The 18,635-nt window shown below is 28.3% G+C and carries 19 protein-coding genes; all 19 read left to right on the forward strand.

Annotated features, from left to right (window positions below):
* Positions 1–25 precede the first annotated feature (25 nt).
* The 19 genes from ACZ42F_RS00780 to cysC all read left to right on the forward strand — a co-directional run bounded on the left by ACZ42F_RS00780 (position 26) and on the right by cysC (position 18,634).
* Positions 26–1,120 carry a radical SAM protein gene (locus ACZ42F_RS00780; protein WP_029965558.1) on the forward strand — a complete coding sequence of 365 codons (1,095 nt, stop codon included), beginning with the start codon at positions 26–28 and terminating at the stop codon, positions 1,118–1,120.
* A 3-nt stretch (positions 1,121–1,123) separates the two neighbouring features.
* Entirely contained in the window at positions 1,124–2,182 is a 1,059-nt protein-coding gene (locus tag ACZ42F_RS00785; protein WP_464279379.1) for a DUF354 domain-containing protein, read from the forward strand.
* Between the two features lie 3 nt (positions 2,183–2,185).
* Positions 2,186–2,773 carry a hypothetical protein gene (locus ACZ42F_RS00790; RefSeq protein ID WP_464279380.1) on the forward strand — a complete coding sequence of 196 codons (588 nt, stop codon included), beginning with the start codon at positions 2,186–2,188 and terminating at the stop codon, positions 2,771–2,773.
* Positions 2,758–3,885 carry a hypothetical protein gene (locus tag ACZ42F_RS00795; protein ID WP_464279381.1) on the forward strand — a complete coding sequence of 376 codons (1,128 nt, stop codon included), beginning with the start codon at positions 2,758–2,760 and terminating at the stop codon, positions 3,883–3,885. Before ACZ42F_RS00790 ends, ACZ42F_RS00795 begins: the two co-directional genes overlap by 16 nt.
* Before the next feature lie 17 nt (positions 3,886–3,902).
* Complete coding sequence (locus tag ACZ42F_RS00800; protein WP_464279382.1) at positions 3,903–5,201, forward strand: hypothetical protein; 1,299 nt, start codon at positions 3,903–3,905, stop codon at positions 5,199–5,201.
* Position 5,202: 1 nt separating this feature from the next.
* Positions 5,203–5,790: a methyltransferase domain-containing protein gene (locus ACZ42F_RS00805; protein ID WP_464279383.1), complete on the forward strand. Its 588-nt coding sequence runs from the start codon at positions 5,203–5,205 to the stop codon at positions 5,788–5,790.
* Positions 5,791–6,057: 267 nt separating this feature from the next.
* Positions 6,058–6,426 (forward strand): hypothetical protein, encoded by a 369-nt coding sequence (locus ACZ42F_RS00810; protein ID WP_464279384.1) that lies wholly within the window; start codon positions 6,058–6,060, stop codon positions 6,424–6,426.
* Positions 6,419–8,764, forward strand: coding sequence for a radical SAM protein (locus tag ACZ42F_RS00815; RefSeq protein ID WP_464279385.1), 2,346 nt, complete (start codon positions 6,419–6,421; stop codon positions 8,762–8,764). Before ACZ42F_RS00810 ends, ACZ42F_RS00815 begins: the two co-directional genes overlap by 8 nt.
* An 8-nt stretch (positions 8,765–8,772) precedes the next feature.
* A complete protein-coding gene (locus ACZ42F_RS00820; RefSeq protein ID WP_464279386.1) occupies positions 8,773–9,441 on the forward strand; it encodes a polysaccharide pyruvyl transferase family protein in 669 nt (222 codons plus the stop codon).
* Positions 9,442–9,483: 42 nt separating this feature from the next.
* Positions 9,484–9,903, forward strand: a complete 420-nt coding sequence (locus ACZ42F_RS00825) for a polysaccharide pyruvyl transferase family protein (protein WP_464279387.1) — start codon at positions 9,484–9,486, stop codon at positions 9,901–9,903.
* A gap of 565 nt (positions 9,904–10,468) precedes the next feature.
* Complete coding sequence (locus ACZ42F_RS00830; protein WP_464279388.1) at positions 10,469–11,671, forward strand: glycosyltransferase; 1,203 nt, start codon at positions 10,469–10,471, stop codon at positions 11,669–11,671.
* Between the two features lie 14 nt (positions 11,672–11,685).
* Complete coding sequence (locus tag ACZ42F_RS00835) at positions 11,686–12,405, forward strand: class I SAM-dependent methyltransferase (protein ID WP_464279389.1); 720 nt, start codon at positions 11,686–11,688, stop codon at positions 12,403–12,405.
* Positions 12,406–12,418: 13 nt separating this feature from the next.
* On the forward strand, positions 12,419–14,608 hold the full coding sequence (locus ACZ42F_RS00840; protein WP_464279390.1) for a glycoside hydrolase family 99-like domain-containing protein: 2,190 nt from the start codon (positions 12,419–12,421) through the stop codon (positions 14,606–14,608).
* Positions 14,609–14,686: 78 nt separating this feature from the next.
* Entirely contained in the window at positions 14,687–14,845 is a 159-nt protein-coding gene (locus tag ACZ42F_RS00845; protein ID WP_464279391.1) for a hypothetical protein, read from the forward strand.
* Entirely contained in the window at positions 14,842–15,339 is a 498-nt protein-coding gene (locus ACZ42F_RS00850) for a class I SAM-dependent methyltransferase (RefSeq protein WP_464280277.1), read from the forward strand. Before ACZ42F_RS00845 ends, ACZ42F_RS00850 begins: the two co-directional genes overlap by 4 nt.
* 268 nt (positions 15,340–15,607) lie before the next feature.
* Positions 15,608–16,432 carry a glycosyltransferase family 8 protein gene (locus tag ACZ42F_RS00855; RefSeq protein WP_464279392.1) on the forward strand — a complete coding sequence of 275 codons (825 nt, stop codon included), beginning with the start codon at positions 15,608–15,610 and terminating at the stop codon, positions 16,430–16,432.
* Complete coding sequence (gene galE / locus ACZ42F_RS00860; RefSeq protein ID WP_464279393.1) at positions 16,429–17,397, forward strand: UDP-glucose 4-epimerase GalE; 969 nt, start codon at positions 16,429–16,431, stop codon at positions 17,395–17,397. The genes ACZ42F_RS00855 and galE overlap by 4 nt, the downstream gene beginning before the upstream one ends.
* A gap of 22 nt (positions 17,398–17,419) precedes the next feature.
* Complete coding sequence (locus ACZ42F_RS00865) at positions 17,420–17,983, forward strand: hypothetical protein (RefSeq protein WP_464279394.1); 564 nt, start codon at positions 17,420–17,422, stop codon at positions 17,981–17,983.
* Between the two features lie 6 nt (positions 17,984–17,989).
* The gene (cysC, locus tag ACZ42F_RS00870) at positions 17,990–18,634 is read left to right on the forward strand and encodes an adenylyl-sulfate kinase (RefSeq protein ID WP_464279395.1); all 645 of its coding nucleotides are present in this window, start codon (positions 17,990–17,992) and stop codon (positions 18,632–18,634) included.
* Position 18,635: the final 1 nt, after the last annotated feature.

Below are 18,635 nucleotides of genomic sequence, written 5' to 3' on the forward strand. Positions count from 1 at the left end.
TTAATTATTTTTAGGGAGAGTAATTGTGGATTATAAAATAGAGGATATTTCCTATACAGTTACTGAATATTGTCCTGGGCCATGCAGGTATTGTTCTATCTGGAAACTGGAAGATAAAAGAAAAGAAGAGCTTACAGAAGAAGAACTAGATAGTATTTTTAGTTCTAACTACTTAGATTTAAAAAAAGTTCATATAACAGGCGGAGAGCCCCATCTTTCTGATACCTACATAAAGGCTGTAGATTCCATCTATAAGTTTCATAAAGACATTATAATTGACTCTCCTATTACAGGCTGGTTTCCTGAAAGGCATGTTGAAATTGCTAAGTATGTTTTAAGTAAAGTCCCAATTTATAGGTTAGATATTTCCTTTGATGGAGATGAATCTACTTACTCTAAGATAAGATTGCATAAAAGGGGATATGAAAAGGTTTTAAAAACCATAGAAAGGTTAAAAGAAATTAAAGGGGTAGTTCTTAGGCTTCAGTTTACAATTTATAAAGAAAATTTTCATCTTATAGAGTGGGTATATAATTTTGCTAAAAAGTTAGGTGTAGGCTTATATATTGGATATGGCAGATATAATCCTTCTAGATTCAGAAATGAGGTGGATAATTTAACTCAGAAAACTTTGAGTAAAGAAGATTTTTTGTTTTCCAGGCAAGAGTTAGAAGAGATAGACAGGCAGCTTAGAGCTATAGGGTATCATAAAGGAAGATATGCAAGTAAATATTTTTTGCAAAAAGCTATTTTTGAAAATAAAAGAATAGATTTCAATTGTTATATGGGAGCCAGAAGTATAGATATTGACCCTTATGGTAATGTGTATCCCTGTTTGCTTTGGTTGCCCTATCTTAAGATGGGGAATATTAGAACAGCCAGGAGTTTGGATAGAGTCCTGGAAAATTCTCGAAATATACTTACTAAAATAGAAAATAAAGAATGTCATCCTGATTGCTTATATACCTGTGCTAATAAATGTGAACTAATAGAGCCAAATATAAAATCTGTTGGTCTTTTAAAGTATAAAGGGAAATATGGATTCATTTTTTCTGACCTGGATGTAATTCCCATCAGGCCTTGGTGGTATGAGGAATATAAAGAAAAGGGAATCATTTAACTTATGATCTGGTTTGATCTGGTCACACCCAAGTCAGTGCTTTTTTTTAGAAAAATTATTGAAGCTTTGCAAAAACAGGGGCAAAGGGTTCTGGTTACAGCCAGGGAAGGCGTTGGATATCGTGAAGTTGTAGCTCTTTTAAATTTATATAAAATTGATTTTGTAAATAGAGGAGAATTTGGCGGAGGGAATCTTAGAGATAAGCTTCGAGCATCTATTGAAAGGCAAAAGGCTCTTATGGAGTTTATCTCTCTTTATAATATCAGCAAACTGGTTTCTTTATGTTCTGTAGATGCCAATAGAGTTGCTTTTGGTTTGGGTATTCCTATTATTAATTTTTATGACATCCCTTTATCTGATTGCTCAGCCAATTTTAAAAAGGCCTTGCCCCAGGCCAGGCTGACCATACCTCTGTCCACCAGACTTTTTCATCCCTATTTAGTTCCCAAAGAGATATTTTTACGTTTTGGTCTGGAAGAGGATCAGATCATTACCTATAATTTTTACGATGTATATCTCTGGCTTTATGACTTTAAACCAGATAAAAAATATTTTCAATATATCTTAAACAAATATGGACTTGATAATGGAAAACCTCTTATTTTAGTAAGAGAGGAAGAGTTTAAGTCTTCTTATGTGTCTAAGAAAAATAATTTTCTTTATAAGGGAGTTGAGATTTTAAATAAAAAGTTAGATGCAAATTTTATCTTTATTCCTCGTTATGAAAGTTCTTATCTAGAGCAACAATTTCCTTTTGCCACTATTTTAAAAGAAAAAATTTATCTACAGCATTTATTAGCCTTTTGTGACCTTTTTATTGGCGGTGGTGGGACTATTAATGCAGAGAGTTGTTTTTTTGGCACTCCTACTATTTCCACCAGGTCTTTTGTAAGCCATTATGACAAGGTTTTGATAGACAAGGGCTTGATGAAAAAGGCTGATAATACCCAGGAACTGGTAGAAATTGCGCTGCAAATTTTAGGAAAACGAAATAATTCTGATTTTTTTCGAAAAATGAGCATAAATTTTGCTTATATTTTGGAAAATATTTTGGCCGTGTAAAAAATGTACACAGATAAACTTATTTTAAAACTTATAGAAGACTATCTTGAAGGGAAGGAGCCTGAACATATCGACTCAGAAGCTATCAGGGAGTATTTTATTCAAAAAACTGCCAGTGGTCATTTATTTACCAAGCGATTTTTATATGTATTTTTTCTTATGCAAAACAAAGTTATAGATAAAGATGATAGAATAGATTTAATTAAGAAAAAGTTAGAAAACTATTTTAATTTTTATAGAAATAAAAAAGAATATCTTTATATAAATGATACGATATTTTTATTAGATATTCTAAATAATAACTTTAAAGATGGATTATTAACCTATTGTAAAAGGTTATTTACTTTTATTGATAATAATGTCCTTGTTTCTGATGGTTATGATAAGTTTATTTCCTTTTTTTTAAGTAAAGTTGATAACAAGTTGATTTTAGAACTTTTATCTAACTTATTAGAAGGTGAATTCCTACTTGAGGTTGGATATAGAAAGAGAATAATGCTTTTTTCCTGGTTTATAATTTTGTATAACTATTCTTTTAATCTCTCTCCAGTAGAAAAAGAGAGGTTATCTATCCTTTGTTTAAAAAAGTGATATCTTTTTTGATAAAAAATAAACTAATTAAAGACCTTTTATTCTTTCATAATATAGCTTATTCTGTCTTAATTGGCATTGTCCAAGATTTAACTGCTGACTTTCAGAAAATAGAAGCAGAAATATCCAGACCGTGTAGAGAGTTTTATAAACAATGGATTAAAGAGCATTTAAACCTGTCTCCACCCAAGCCCAAGAATAAAACTAGCAATGAAAAGATAAAAGTAGCTATAGTTAGACCTACTTTTTCCTTTTGGTCTCCTTTTAAGCTGGAATATTCTCTGGCTAAAAGTCTTTTACAAGATGCTGATTTTACCTCTAGGTGTGAGCTGTATTTTTATTCAATTTCTTTACTTGATTTTGGAACTCATCAAGATGAGAGCAAGTGCATAGAGATGCTAAGGGATATAGGCGTTGAAGTTAGAAAACCAGATGAGAGATTTTTAAAACAAGGTATATTTGTAGATAGGGTGAAGTTGATTTTATCCTTCAGGAAACAATTAATAGATGATGGGATTGATGTTCTTGTTTATTCTGATCACTTGTACTCTGTGGGTGAGTTTTTGCTCCTAACCAGGGCTGCCCCCAATCAAGTGTATTGGTGTCATATGAACCATGAGGTTGATAATGAAGGGATAGATGAGAGAATTATTCACTACCCACCTCCAGAAGATTCTAAGTTTAAGGACGACTTTCAACAATTTACTCTAAAATTAGATGACATTTTCTTGAAAGGAGATGAAGAACAATTTAAAAAAGAAGCTGCTCAAATAAGGGCCAAATACCCAAAAGGAGCAATTATTTTGGGCTCTATTGGTAGGTTGATCAAAGTAGATAACTATGATTATTTACAAACTGTTGCTAAAATTATGCAAGATAACCAGGATACCATTTATTTAGCCTGTGGTATAGGAGATGTGGAATCTATAAAAAGAAAATTAAGGGAAGTAGGTATAGATGAAAAGAGATTTTATTTTCCTGGCTGGGTTGATCCGAAGGTTTATAGATACGTAATAGATGTTTATTTAAATACTTTTCCTTTTCATAGTGGAGCAGTTATTGGAGAATTCTGGGCAAAAGATGATTATCCTTTTATTGTGAGTCTGGCTTAAAAAAGATTATTTTAAAAATGCAAATAGATAAAAGTAAAATAAAAGCTTATCTTAATCAGGCTAATTCATATCTGTGTGTAATTAGAAAAATAGGAAAAGATAATTATTATAAGAGGTTTAAAAGAGAAGTTAATCCTCAAAGCCATGAAGTACTTAGTATAAATCCAAAAGCAGAAGTATTTAAGGAATTAAAAAAACAAGCCAAAGAATATAAAGAAAAGTATTTTAAAAATAAAATTGTTTTAGGGTCAGTTTTAGATGAAAACTTACCTGATGAAGAGTTTTTAAGGGCTTTAAAAATAGTATTAACTGAATATGAAGAAGCTGTTTATGTGGGGTTTGTAAATCCTTGTTATAAAAAGGAAGATTTAGAGTCTCTGGAAAGGATAGTTCAAGGTGTAGGCATTAAAGACCGTTTTTATGTGAAAAAAGAAATAGATTCTCATTTTGGATACTTTGTAATTGATGTTTATTTAAACCCTTTTGACTATACTCGTAAAAATATATCTGCTTTTAGGCAGTTAATAGAGTCAAACAGTTTTGTGTTTCTGAGGCCAGAGCTTCCTAAGGTACAGTTTGATAAGAAATACAATGATAATGAGCTTATCAATTTCTATATTAACGAATCCCTGGATATGATTCCATTTTACAAAGCTACCCAAAAATATCCAAAAGTTTCATTTACCAGAGATGATTTTTGGAATTTTAGCTTGCTTAAAGATAATAAAGAGTTATTTTTAAGTTATGATAAAATAATGGAAGAGAAAAATTTAGAGTTGCTTATTGAGATTTTAAGAAGATTTGATAATATAAAGATTATAGCATCAGGTAGTGATTATAATAAATTGATGATTGATAATAATTTTGAAAATAGAATAATCATTAATGATGATGTTTATGAAAGGGCGTATAGGTCGGATTTTTTTGTGTTGTTTGAAGATAAAAAATCTATATCTAATTTTGTATTTAATTTTACATTTTCAAGACCCATTAGGCTAAAAATTGATTTTCCTGAAAAGCCGCAATATTTGATATCTGCTGAAAACTACGAAAAAAATGTAAAAAGTAAAATTTTTAATGAGAGATTTGGTAAACTAATTGATTATAAACCAGAAAATATGGTTGATTTAATGTGGCTGTTAATAAAAGATTGCTTTTCATCTTATGAAGAGTTTAATGAATTTTACTATTTAAGTTCTACCAAAGAAGAATATTTTTATAAAAGGATATTATTGGAAATAAATAATCCTAAACTCATGTATAAAATTAGAATTTTAAAGAGACTGTCAAGAGTTAAACAATCAAATAGGAGTTGATATGCCTATATTAGATGTTAAGTTGATAGAACAGTACAACAAGATTCACAAAATAAAACATTATGGATATAATTCTATAAGATTTATTAATCTAATACAATTAATAACTTATGAAATTGATGCTAATATATTGTTAGACTATGGATCTGGGCAAAGCAATCTTTACAGTTTAATACAAAAAAAATTAAATCTTCAATGTGATAGATATGATCCAGCGATTGACAAAATTAGCAGTATTCCCAAAAAAAAATATGATTTGATTATTAATACAGATGTATTAGAGCATATACCCGAAACTGACATAGAAGATGTTGTTAAACATATCAAATATTATTCTGAAAATGTATTCTTTTTTATTGCTACAAGAACAGCTGCAGAAATTTTACCTAATGGAGAAAATGCCCACTGCACAGTAAGAAATGCAAACTGGTGGTTAGAAAAAATAAAAAGAGTTTTTCCTAAGTCTTTTTTGGTTTATAGTGAGTCTGATTGGGCTTGTGCTATTATCACCTGGAAAAGTAATTTTTCAAATATTTATGAGGAAATACTGTATGGAATACGTTATAAGCAAATCAACAATATTAGATAAAGTTGCTATAGAAAAAATGAAAAGGAGATAATAGCAAGCTATAAAAGATATACAATTATTTATAGTAAAGATCTGTCAGAACATTTTGAAATAATTAAAAAAGATTTTTTAGGGAAATCGAGGTTAAGTTACGAAATTGCAAAGTTAATAGTCTGTATAAGAAGAAAGGTTGAACTTGGCAATAATTTAGAAAAATTTTTCTTTTTAGTTAAAAATGAAAATATTCATTTAGCAGAAAATTTAAATTTAAGATGGATAGTTTCTGTAATGGATACTATCATAGATTATGGAGAAAGAGTAGAGTCTTTGACAGCCTTAATCTTTTCTGTAATAGTTAATTTAATAAAGCTCAGTGAGACAGAAAAAAAATACTTTTATAAGAAAGTTGTGACCCCTGTTTTAGATGATAATGGGTATAGAAAAGAAATATTTGATGGGTTAACTTGTTTTAACATTTATACCGGTGATATGGTGGCAAACCTTTTCAGTAGAATTAATCAAAAAATTTTAGAAGTTGATTATCTTGTTCCATATTTTAATACACTTTTAGTGAGATTAGAATCTAATGAAAACTTTATTGCTATGGTAAAAAGATTTAATGTTCAATATCAAAAATGGAGAAAAGAGATTGTTTAAGAGGGTATACTTTAAAATTAATAATGTTTGTAATAGAAGGCAATTGCTATTAGAAAAAATAAAAAAATACTTATATGTTAATAATGTTTGTGTTGTTTATGATGTAACTGAGTCTGACGCAGTATTTTATTTTTCATGTGCATTTAATGAGTTTAATGAGGTAAATGGGTTACAAATTTTAAAAAATTTTATTGATAATGTAGGTAATAAAATTTTTGTTATAGGATGCTTGTCTTCTGTAGCTAAGAATAAAATATTAAAGCTTGGTGTTTCAGAACAAAAGATACTAACTTTTGACGATATAAATAAGTTAGACTATTTATTGTTTAATAACAAATGTATATCTATAAATAATATACCTGAACAAAATTATTTTTATAAAAGAAAAAACACTTTTTCTATAATGGTTTCTTATGGTTGTGACAGTAATTGTTCTTATTGTGGAGATAAAAAAGTAGTTGGCAGTATTAGAAGTAAAAGTTTACATGATGTATTGAAGGAAATTAATGGTGCAGTTGCTAAAGGTTGTAAAAATATAAATTTAATAGGAGACGATGTTGGCGCTTATGGAGTAGATCAAGGAACTAGTATAGTTGAATTGTTGAATTTGATTATATCTAATTTTAATAAGGATATAGAAACTTTAAATTTATTTGAATTAAATTTAAAATATGTAAAGAAATATTTCAAAGACTTTGAAAAAATTTTTGACAGTAAAAAAATAAAGAATTTAGTAGTAGCATTTCAGTCAGGTAGTGATAGAATTTTAAAAATAATGAATAGAGATTATAGTAAGAAAGATATTTTAAAAGTCTTAGAGTTGTTAGATAAATATAAAATAAACTATCATTTGCATGCAATAGTTGGTTTCCCTACTGAGACTGATGAGGATTTTGCAGAAACAATAGATATTTTAAAGAAGTTTAATTTTAGTTCTTGTTCTATGTTTAGATATCAAGACAGAAATTATGTGTCTTCTACTAAAATTTTTCCAAAAATTGAAAAGCAAATAGTAAATAATAGAATTGCAAAAGTTGAAAAAATGCTGGAGACAACATATTACTCTATTCACAAAGAGGATAAGGTTATATTTAGAAGGCGTTTTAAACTTCTAAGTAAGAAGCAATGTGTTGTAGTATTAGCTATGCATAGAAGTGGTACATCTGCGATTACTGGTCTATTGAATAAAATGGGGGTTTATTTAGGAGAAGAATTATTAGAAGCAAATGAAGGAAATCCAAAAGGCTATTTTGAAAACAAAAAATTATTATTTTTTAATGATAGCCTTTTAAATAGCTTAGGGACATGTTTTGAGGATATAGAATTTGATTATAGATGGATAATTGAATCTGATGATTATGATAAATATGTTAATGATCTTTGTGGTATAATAGATAATGAATTTGATGGTGTGGATTTATTTGCCATAAAGGATCCTCGTTTATGTTTGTTATTTCCAATATATGAAGAAGCATTAAAGAGACTTGGGTTAAATATAAAAATTATAAGAATGATAAGAGATCCTTTAGAAGTAGCTGTTTCTTTAAAAGCAGTAGGTGATTTTGACTATAACAAATCATTGGCTTTATGGATAAACTATAACCTATTGGCTGAGTATTTTATAGGTGATAAATATCAAAAGATTAATGTTGTGTACAGTAATCTTTTATATGATTTTGATAATAATTTCAATAAAATTTCAAATCTTTTAGGAATTCAATTTGATAAAAATAAAAAAGAGCTTAGTTCATTTTTAGATGAAAATCTTTATAGGAGCAGAAAAAAGGACGATGTAATAGTTGAAAAAAACTTATTAAGCTTAGGAATGGAAATATACGAAAAATTAATAAAAAATAGCATTGAAAAGGATATTGTTAAAAATTATCTTTCTCAATATAGGAGCATTATAAACAGTGAAAAATTTTTTTTAATTGAGAAAAGCTACTACAAAAGAAAATATTCACAGTTAAACCAGTATAATTCTCATTTAATAAATCAAAATAAGTATTTAACAAATGAAAATAAGTATATAAAGTTGAAATTAGAGAATATAGAAAAATTGACTTATTATGAGAGAATAAGTATATTTGGCCTAGGTAAATCTGGCAAAATGACTTACGAATTTATATCAAAATATTTTCCAGAAAAGATAAAATATTTTATTGATGATAATGTAAAGGGAGAATTTAATGGAATACCAATTGTGACAACAAATGAGTTTTTAGAGAATCATCAGAATGAAGTAGATGTAGTTTTATTTGGTAGGTATCAACATTTGAATCCTAAGTTGGTATCTAATATAAAGATAAAATATTTGAGATTGGATAACATTATTTAGGGATTAATATGGGAGAAAAGTATTCAAAAATAGCAGTGGTAGATATTCCCTTAAAGCATGATTGTCCAGAATCTGTAGATTTTGAAATTCTTTACAGGAGAGTTGGTCTTAATACTGGTAATTTATTATTTGTTAATGCCGTATATAGGCATATAATGGGAAAATTAGAATCAGTTGGTTACTTGTTTGATCCTCATGAGGTTAACAAGAAATACGATGTACTAGTTATTCCTGCTGTTAATTGGTTACATTCACATTTTAATTGGAGTAGTCTTAATGCTCTATTAAAGAAAGTCGAAATACCTATAGTTCCTTTAGGAATAGGGTTGCAGGCAACTGAAGAAGATTTAGATAAAGTGGTTATTAATAACACATGTTTAGAATTGATTAATTTATTATCTCAAAAATCGAAATATATTTCTACTAGAGGAGAGTTCACGAGTTCTTGGTTAAAATCTATTGGGATAAAAAATGTTGTTACTACTGGTTGTCCTTCATTATATATGAAGTTTAATAATAAATTTATTTCTTATACAAAAGAAGGTGATATTTTACTACAGGGAACTAGGCATGGTTATATCTCTGAAAATTCTATTATTTCTAAGGTAAATAAGTATATATACAGTTTTGCTGGAAGTTTTTTTTGTCCTATTATATATCAATCTGAACCAGAATAAATAGAGTTTCTATTGCATAAAACTTTTAAAGATAAATATAAATTGGATTTAATACTTAAGCTGTATGCTAAGAGTAGCCTATCTGAATTAATAACCTATTTAATTAGTAAAGGTAATGTTTTTTTTGATGTGGATAAATGGTCTGATTTTGTAAAAAAATATAGCTATATTGTTGGTACAAGGCTACATGGAACTATTGTCGCACTTAATTCTGGTATTTGCGGTTTTTTAATATGTCATGATTCTAGGACGTCTGAGGTAGCTAAGTTTGCAGAAATACCTGTTTTAAAAGAAAGAGAAATTTTAAATATTTTTAACTATAATCAATTGAAATTATTAATTAAACGGCGTGAAGAAAATGTGAATAAATATTTATTTAGAAGGAAAATAAATGTGCAAGTGTACACTGACTTTTTAGAAGAATCAGGTTTTTTGATAAATAGAGAAAATATATTATCGTAAAGATAAAGTGAAAATATTAAATAGGTATTTAAGTTATTATGCTGACCTGTGATGATGTGATTGTCTGTAATTTAAGATAATTTAAATTATTATTTAGAAAATTTGTTAAAAAGATAGTAAAAGGTTTTTTGATTTTTTATTTTGTTTATGATAGATAAAAGTTTTGTTTTAAGTTGTTAATATTTATAAATAGTATGGTGGTTTTTTGTTTAAAAAGTGAATGTTTAATATTTATTTATACTTTATAAAGTAATGTTATTAGACTATTTTTTAAGATGTTTGCTGTTATAAGTATGGTTAGACGTAATTTTAAAAAATAGTAAAAGAAAAAAATAGATGTAAATTTTTTAGATGATATTTATTGTATAATTGATGAGTTTTGTTTTACTAAATAATAATTGGACAGCTAGTTAAAGTAATAGCTAGAACTGATAATTTAGTTGTAATTGAAGCTTTTATGACTGATAAGCAGATAAACGAGTTACAATTAAAATGAAAGGCAAATACTTGGATTGTAAAAAAACTTAATTATTTTTTTAAGTAAAAATTTTTAAGGGGTTAAAGCTTGAAAAAGATTTCAGTTATTGTTCCAAATTTTAATCATGGTAAATATTTATATAAAAGAATTAAGAGTATTTTAAATCAATCTTTTCCAATTTATGAACTTATAATAATTGATGATGCTTCAACTGATAATAGTGTAAAAATTATTAAAAATATAATAAATAATATTAATTTCTCTGTAAAGTTTATTATTAACAAAAAAAATAGTGGTAATGTTTTTAAACAATGGTATAAAGGTATTTCTTTAGCAGAAGGTGATTACATTTGGATAGCTGAATCAGATGATTGTTGTAAAAATAATTTTTTAGAAGAGGTTATAAAGCCTTTTGATGATGAAAGAGTGGTTTTATCCTACTGTCAATCAGCTGTAGTAGATGAAAATGATAAGATAATGCATAAAAATTATCTGTTTTATACTGAAGAAATTTCATCTATGTGGAAAAAAGATTTTATTGTTGATGGTTTAGATTTGTTATTTGGAGCGTTTTATGTAAAAAATGTTATTCCAAATGCTAGTGCTGTGGTGTTTAGAAAAGATAAGCTTAAGTATGTTTTTGATAAGAATAAAGAAGAAATTTTTAAGTTTAATGTAGCTGGTGATTGGTATGTTTATGTACTGCTTTCAACTTTAGGAAAAATTGCTTTTTTATCTGATGTTTTAAATTTTCACAGGAATCATTCTAACACTTGTAGGAATAGGTTTGATCATACTCATGAGGTGTCTTTGGTGAGGAATAAAATTTTAGAAATTTTATATGATCAATTAAAACAATACAATAAAGAAGTAAAATACATGTCTAAAAATAATAAATATATGGATTTAATTTTTTATTTACATAAAATAATAAAATCCTTAAATATGATAAATAGTTCATTGAATCAAGAAATTAAGTTGAAAAACATTGCTTTAGATAATTTGGAGTTTTTAAGAATGGCAAAAAGTATAGCAATATTTGGTTTAGGAAAGTCAGGTAAAATGACATATAATTTTCTTTCTAAATTTTATCCTGAGAAAATAAGGTATTTTATAGATGATAATGTAAAAGGAAATTATGAAGGGATCCTAATTGTTACTACGGATGAGTTTTTGGAAAAATATCAAGATGAAGTTGATTTGGTTGTGTATGGTAGATACCAAAACTTAAACCCAAGGTTATTATACAATCTTAAGACACAAAATTTAAAACTTGATAACATTATATAAAAGGATATTTAATAATGGAAAAAGAATTTGTATATATAGTAAAAGGATATTGCCCGATTTGTGAAAAGAAAGTTCAATTTAAGAGCAACCGTAAATGGTTAAGAGATAATTACTTATGTGAAATATGTGGAAGTATTCCACGCGAGAGAGCTCTAATGTATGTATTGAAGCAGATCTTTGGATATAATTACACTAATCTTATTATTCATGAATCTTCGCCAATTGACAGAGGGACTAGTTTGAAGTTAAAAAAAGAGTGTAAAAGTTATATCCAATCACATTTTTTTCCTGATAAAAAAGATAAAAAAAATGGCGATTTTTATAATATTGATTTGCAGAATCAATGGTTTGACTCTGAACAATTTGATTGTGTAATTACACAAGATGTCATGGAGCATTTGCCTAATCCTGAATTAGCTTTAAAAGAAATTTATAGAACTTTAAAAAAGGGAGGTTATTATATTTTTACTGTTCCTCTTGTTAATAAATTCAACAACACTTTAAGGTGGGCAGATATAGATGCGAAAGGAAATATTGTCTGGTATTATTCTGAGGAATATCATGGAAATCCAATTAATTCTAAAGGAAGCCCTGTTTTTTGGCATTTTGGATATGATATAACCCATTTAATCAGAAAATGGGAAGAGCGTTTTGTAACTATTATTTTTTCGATAGAAAATAAATATTTAGGTATAGAAGGTGAATATAATGAAGTTATTGTTTGTAAAAAATAAAGGTTATTAATGTATGAAATATATTGCTTTTTATTTGCCACAATTTCATCCTATTCCAGAAAATGACAAATTTTGGGGAAAAGGTTTTACAGAATGGACAAATGTGGTATTAGGAAAACCGAGGTTTAAAGGCCTTTATCAACCCAAGCTACCTGGTGAATTAGGCTTTTACGATCTACGTTTAAAAACTATACAAGAACAACAAGTTGATTTAGCTAAATCTTACGGTATTTATGGTTTTTGTTTCCACTTTTACTGGTTTCAAGGCAAAAGACTTTTAGAGTTACCCATTAAGCAGTTTGTTGAAAATGAAAATATTGATTTTCCTTTTTGTCTTAATTGGGCTAATGAGAATTGGACTAGAAGATGGGATGGGAGGGAAAATGAGATTTTGATAAAACAGGAACACTCATTTGATGATACTGTTAGATTTATAGAGTATGTTGCAATGAACTATATGATGCATAAAAATTATATTAGAGTTGAGGGTAAGCCCGTATTAATTATATACAGACCAAATCTTTTTAATGAGCCTAATAAGCATACAGATTTAATTAGAGATTGGTGTTTTAAAAACGGTATAGGAGAAATATATCTAATTGGAACACATGCTATTGAACATTATGATCCAAGAGATTTTGGTTTTGACGCTGCATTGGAATTTGCACCTAATACATTTCCTGCCAGTGAGATTACAGATATATTAGTGAAAAGAAGAAATTTTAAAGGTAAAGTTTTAGATTATTTATCTAATATTGATCTTGCAATAAAATATGATAATATAGCTCCTGATTTCGAAAAATTTAGGGGAATTTGTCCTTCATGGGATAATGAAGCAAGACGTAGAGGAATGGGTACTACATTCTTTTTCTCTTTGCCATTGTATTATAAAGCCTGGCTAAGTATTGTATCTGATTTTACTTTAAGAAAAATATCTGAAAAAGATAAAAGGTTTGTATTTATAAATGCATGGAATGAATGGGCAGAGGGCGCTTGTCTTGAACCAGATAAAAAATTTGGCAGGCAATATTTAGAAGCAACAAAAGATGTATTAGATTTTTTCGAAAAGAGAAATAATTTAAATAAGTTAAACATACTCTTCATTAGTCATGATGCTTGTTTTGGAGGGGCTCAGAAGGTTTTATTAAGTATAATAAAATATTTAACTCAAAATCTTCACTTAAACTGTAAAGTTCTTTTTTTAAATAGGGGTGAATTTTTAGGTGAGTTTCAAAAATATTGTGAAACTTATGTTATAGAAGATAAACATAATAAAACCGATGAATTATTAGGAATTATAAAAAATATGTTTTCAGGTTACCCTGATATCATATATGGAAATACAGTTGTTTCCGCTAAAATTTATGACAAATTATCTAAATTGAATATCCCAATAGTTTCACACATACATGAGTTAGAAAGTTCTATTCAAGAATATGCTAAAGACCATATTGACAACTTAGTAAAGTATACTAATTTTTTCATTGCTGTTTCGAAAAGTGTATATAAAAATTTAAAAAGAAAATATGGTATAGATAAAAGTAAAGTGTCAATAATTAACGAATGTATTGATACCTCTCAATATAAAAATATAAAAAAAGAAGAATTAAGAAGTAAACTTGGCTTACCTGTCCATAAAAAAATAGTCTTAGGTGTTGGAATTGGAATGCCTTTCAGGAAAGGGGCCGACCTGTTTATTAAAGTTGCCCTAGAAACGAGAGAAATTAATGATGATATTTATTTTTGTTGGGTTGGAGGGTTTGATAAAAATTATTATAATAAAGATTTTGGCTTTTGGAAAGATTATGTTTCATTAATTGAAACCATGGATAACATAGAGTTTACAGGGTTTACTATGAATGTAAATGATTATTATTTGGCAAGTGATATTATGTTTTTGTCATCGAGAGAAGATCCTTTCCCACTAGTAATGTTAGAGGCAGGGCTAAATAATTTACCTATAATTGCGTTTAAGGGTGGCGGAGGTGCTGAAGAATTTTTGGATAACGGTACAGGTATTTTAGTAGAATTTGAAAACACTAAAAATGTTGTAAATAATATTATTGAATTAACTAACAATGCAGAATTTTCTAATATTTTGGGCAAAAAAGCTAAGAATAAGGTTGAAAAGTTTTATTCAGAGTGGAGAATAGGATGTCAGGTATTTTCTTTATTATTTGATATTATAATTAATAAAAAATAAGCATAGTTTAAAAAAATTATGTTATATGTTAAAAGATTCTTAATAAAATATTTTATAAGTTTAAAAAGGGGGAAATGTATGAATTTAAAAGTAAATAAGGAAAAAATAGAGAACTTAGTAAAAAAAGAGAGCTTTTTTTGGGGAAACAATGCTGAACATTATTTTAATTCATCTGAGGAGTATATAAACAACCAATTTAGAGATGTAATTTTACCTTTTTTAACAACTTTAATATAGACTTTTCATATACAGCAGATTTTGCCTGTGGAAGGGGTAGGTGGATAAATATTTTAAAATCATATTCTAAACAAATAACATTGATTGATGTGAATAAAGAAAATATCGATTTTTGCAAGAAAAGATTTAAAGATTTAGATCGTTTGGAATACTTTATATGTAGTGGGTATAACTTACAAGAAATTAAAGATGATAAATTTACATTCATATTTAGTTTTGATTCAATGGTTCATTTTGATGTTATTGTTATAATTTCATACTTATTTGAGTTTTATAGAGTCTTAAAAAAAGATGGGTATGTTCTTTTGCATCATTCTAATTGTAGTTGTAATCTCGGTGGCGATTTTAGGCATAGTCCGCATTGGAGAAATTTTATGACTAGAGAATTATTTAAGCATATATCTATAAAATGTGGTTTTGAAGTTGTCGAGCAAAAAATAATAGATTGGGGAGAGATAAAAGATTTAGATTGTATAACTTTGTTAAAAAAATAAAACTAAGTAATACAATGTTATTCTAGTCAAACCTAAAAAATCTCTTTCATAAAACCAATTTGAGGAGGTTTTTGGGATTATAAAAAAACTTTATAACTGTACATATGTTTTGATTAAGATGAGAATTAAGAAAAATAGGTTTAGTAAGAAGAGAATAAGATTTTTATCTTATGATTTTTATTGTTTTTTCTTTATTTTATATCTATAATTACAGAAATATGGATTTAAATAGATGGTAATTATTAATTAGAATATTAAATTTAATTAAATGAAAAATAACATAACCTACTGTAGTGATGAAAACTATTTGCAATATTTTTTTGTGTCTTTGTTCTCACTTCTTAAAAATTGTAGTGGTATAGAACTAGATTTATTTTTGGTAACAGATTGTAAAAATAGTTTGAAGTTAAATTTGATAGGTGAATTTTTTGTAAAGAATTTTAGCGTAGCTATAAATTGTATTGAGATAAAAAAAGAAAAATTTGTTAATTGTAAAATTTCCCACCACATTAATCATTCTACCTATTATCGCTTTATTTTACCTGATATCTTACCTGATAGTGTGGACAAACTTTTGTATTTAGATGCGGATACCATAATCAATGGAGATATTTCCTCTATTTTTGACTTAACTTTTGATAGTGATATTTATCTTTATGCTTGTGATCATTTGTTTAAGCCTGAACAAAAGCTTCATCTGAGGCGTTTTGGTTTATATGAGTACGATGAGTATTTTAACGCAGGAGTACTTTTTATAGATTTAAAAAAGTGGAGAGAGGAAGGTATTTCTAAAAAGCTTATGGATTTTGCCTATGATAGGTTTGATGATATTTTGTGGTGGGATCAGGATGTGTTAAATGTTTTTTTTCATAAAAAATGGAAGAAACTACATCCAAAATACAATGTAATCTGGGAAGTTTTGGAATCTAACTCTGATAATCCAGAGATAAAAGAAGCTAAAGAAAATCCTGTTATTGTTCACTATACTCGTTCTGTAAAACCCTGGCATAGTAATAGTTATCATCCTTTACGCCATTTATACTGGGAATATAGAAATAGTCTTCCTGCAGAGCTTTTGGAGGTATTAAAGTGATACTTATAACTGGTGGAGCTGGATATATTGGTAGTCATACTAATAAGATGTTAAGTCAAAAGGGATATAAAACTATTGTATTTGACAACCTGGAAAGAGGTCATTTGGATTTTGTTAAATGGGGAGAGTTTTTTAAGGGGGATTTGAGAAATATAGAAGATATAGAGGAAGTTTTTAGGCAATATTCTTTTAAAGCAGTTATTCACTTTGCAGCTTATGCTTATGTGGGAGAGTCTGTAGAAAATCCTGATATGTACTATGAAAATAATGTCCTTGGAACTTTAAATCTACTTAAAGTTATGAAAAAATATAAAGTCCAGAATATAATTTTTTCTTCTTCTTGTGCTACCTATGGTATTCCTCAAAAAATACCTATTACTGAAAACACACCTCAAGTACCTATTAACCCCTATGGTAAAAGCAAATTGTTTTCAGAAAACATGATTAAAGATTTTGCTGAAAGTTTTGGCTTAAAATACGTGATTTTAAGGTATTTTAATGCTGCTGGAGCTGATCTGGAAGGAGAAGTTGGAGAATTGCATCACCCTGAAACCCACTTGATTCCTCTGGCTATTTATTCTGCCCTGGGTAAAATTGATAGGTTACAGGTCCTTGGTAGAGATTATCCCACAAAAGACGGTACCTGTATAAGGGATTATATTCACGTGTTTGATTTAGCAGATGCGCATATAAAATCCTTAGAGTATTTATTAGGTGGAGGCAGTTCTGAGGTATTTAATGTGGGCATAGGGACTGGTTTTTCAGTCCAGGAGGTTATAGAGGCAGTAAATAAGGTTACTGCTAAAAAGGTCAACTATGAATATAGTTCTAGAAGGCCAGGAGATCCTCCTATGCTGGTTGCTTCCAAGGAGAAGATAAGTAAAGTTTTAAAGTGGCAACCACGTTTTACTCATATTGAGCAAATTATACAAAGTGCCTATAACTGGCATGTAAAGAATAGTTAACTGGTTTACAGGTAAATTTAAGATGAAAATAGGTGTTGCTCAGGGAAGGTTTCATATAGTTCATTTTGGTCATATGGAATATTTATTGGAGTGTTGTAAAAGATGTGATTATTTACTCATTGGTATTTCGGATATGGATCCTTCTTGTGCCTATTTTGATTACAGTGATATTTTAGAACAGGATAAAAAAGAAATGAAGCCCTTTAGAAGCTTTGAAGATCCCATTTATCCTTTTACCTTTTTTGAAAGAATGCAGATGCTTAAGCTGGCTTTATTGGAGCATAATATTAAAGCCAGTTTTTTTGATATTGTTCCCTTTCCCATTCATAAGCCCTGGTTGATAAAGTACTACATACCCAAAAGCTCCAATATTTTTGTCACTATTTATGATAAATGGGGAGAGTATAAGGTTAAGCTTTTGCAAGAGCTTGGTTTTGCAGTGCAAGTCCTTTGGAAAAGAAGCATGCAAGAGCGGTTTACTACTGGCACAGAAGTAAGGAAAAGGTTGCTAAAGGGAGAAGATTTTCAAGATCTGGTTCCCAGATCTGTGTATAAATTTTTAAAAGAATTTTATCCTTTTGATTGAGCTGGTATGTATTTGTTGACCAATTTAGATAAAACAAAGGGAGTAAATAAGTCCAATATATATTGGCAAAGGGGGAAGGTGCAGCGAGAAGATAGGGAAAGGTTAAATGGCCATAGGGCTGGCTTGATCTGGTTTACTGGCCTTCCTGGAGCAGGAAAGTCCACTTTATCTAAGGAGTTGGAATATAAACTTCATCAAAAAGGTATAAAGACTTATCTTTTGGATGGAGATAATATCAGACATGGCCTTTGTAAGGATTTGGGGTTTTCTAAAGAAGATAGAAAAGAAAATTTACGCCGTATAGGAGAAGTGGCTAAATTGTTTGTAGATGCTGGGATAGTAACCATTGCTGCTTTTGCTTCTCCTTTTGCTGAAGATAGAAATTTAGTTAGAAGCTTATTTAAAAAAGAAGAATTTATTGAGGTGTATGTGAAATGCTCTTTGGAAGTGTGTATGCAAAGAGATCCCAAAGGGCTGTATAAAAGGGCTAAACAAGGAGAGATAAATAACCTTACAGGATTTAATGCACCTTATGAAGAACCAGAAAACCCTGAAATCATCGTAGAAACAGATAAAAAAGATATAGAAAGCTGTATCCTCAAAATATTAAGTTATTTAGAAAAATCAAAAATTATAAAACCTGTTGTTTAAA

This window comes from Desulfonauticus autotrophicus, assembly GCF_055381725.1.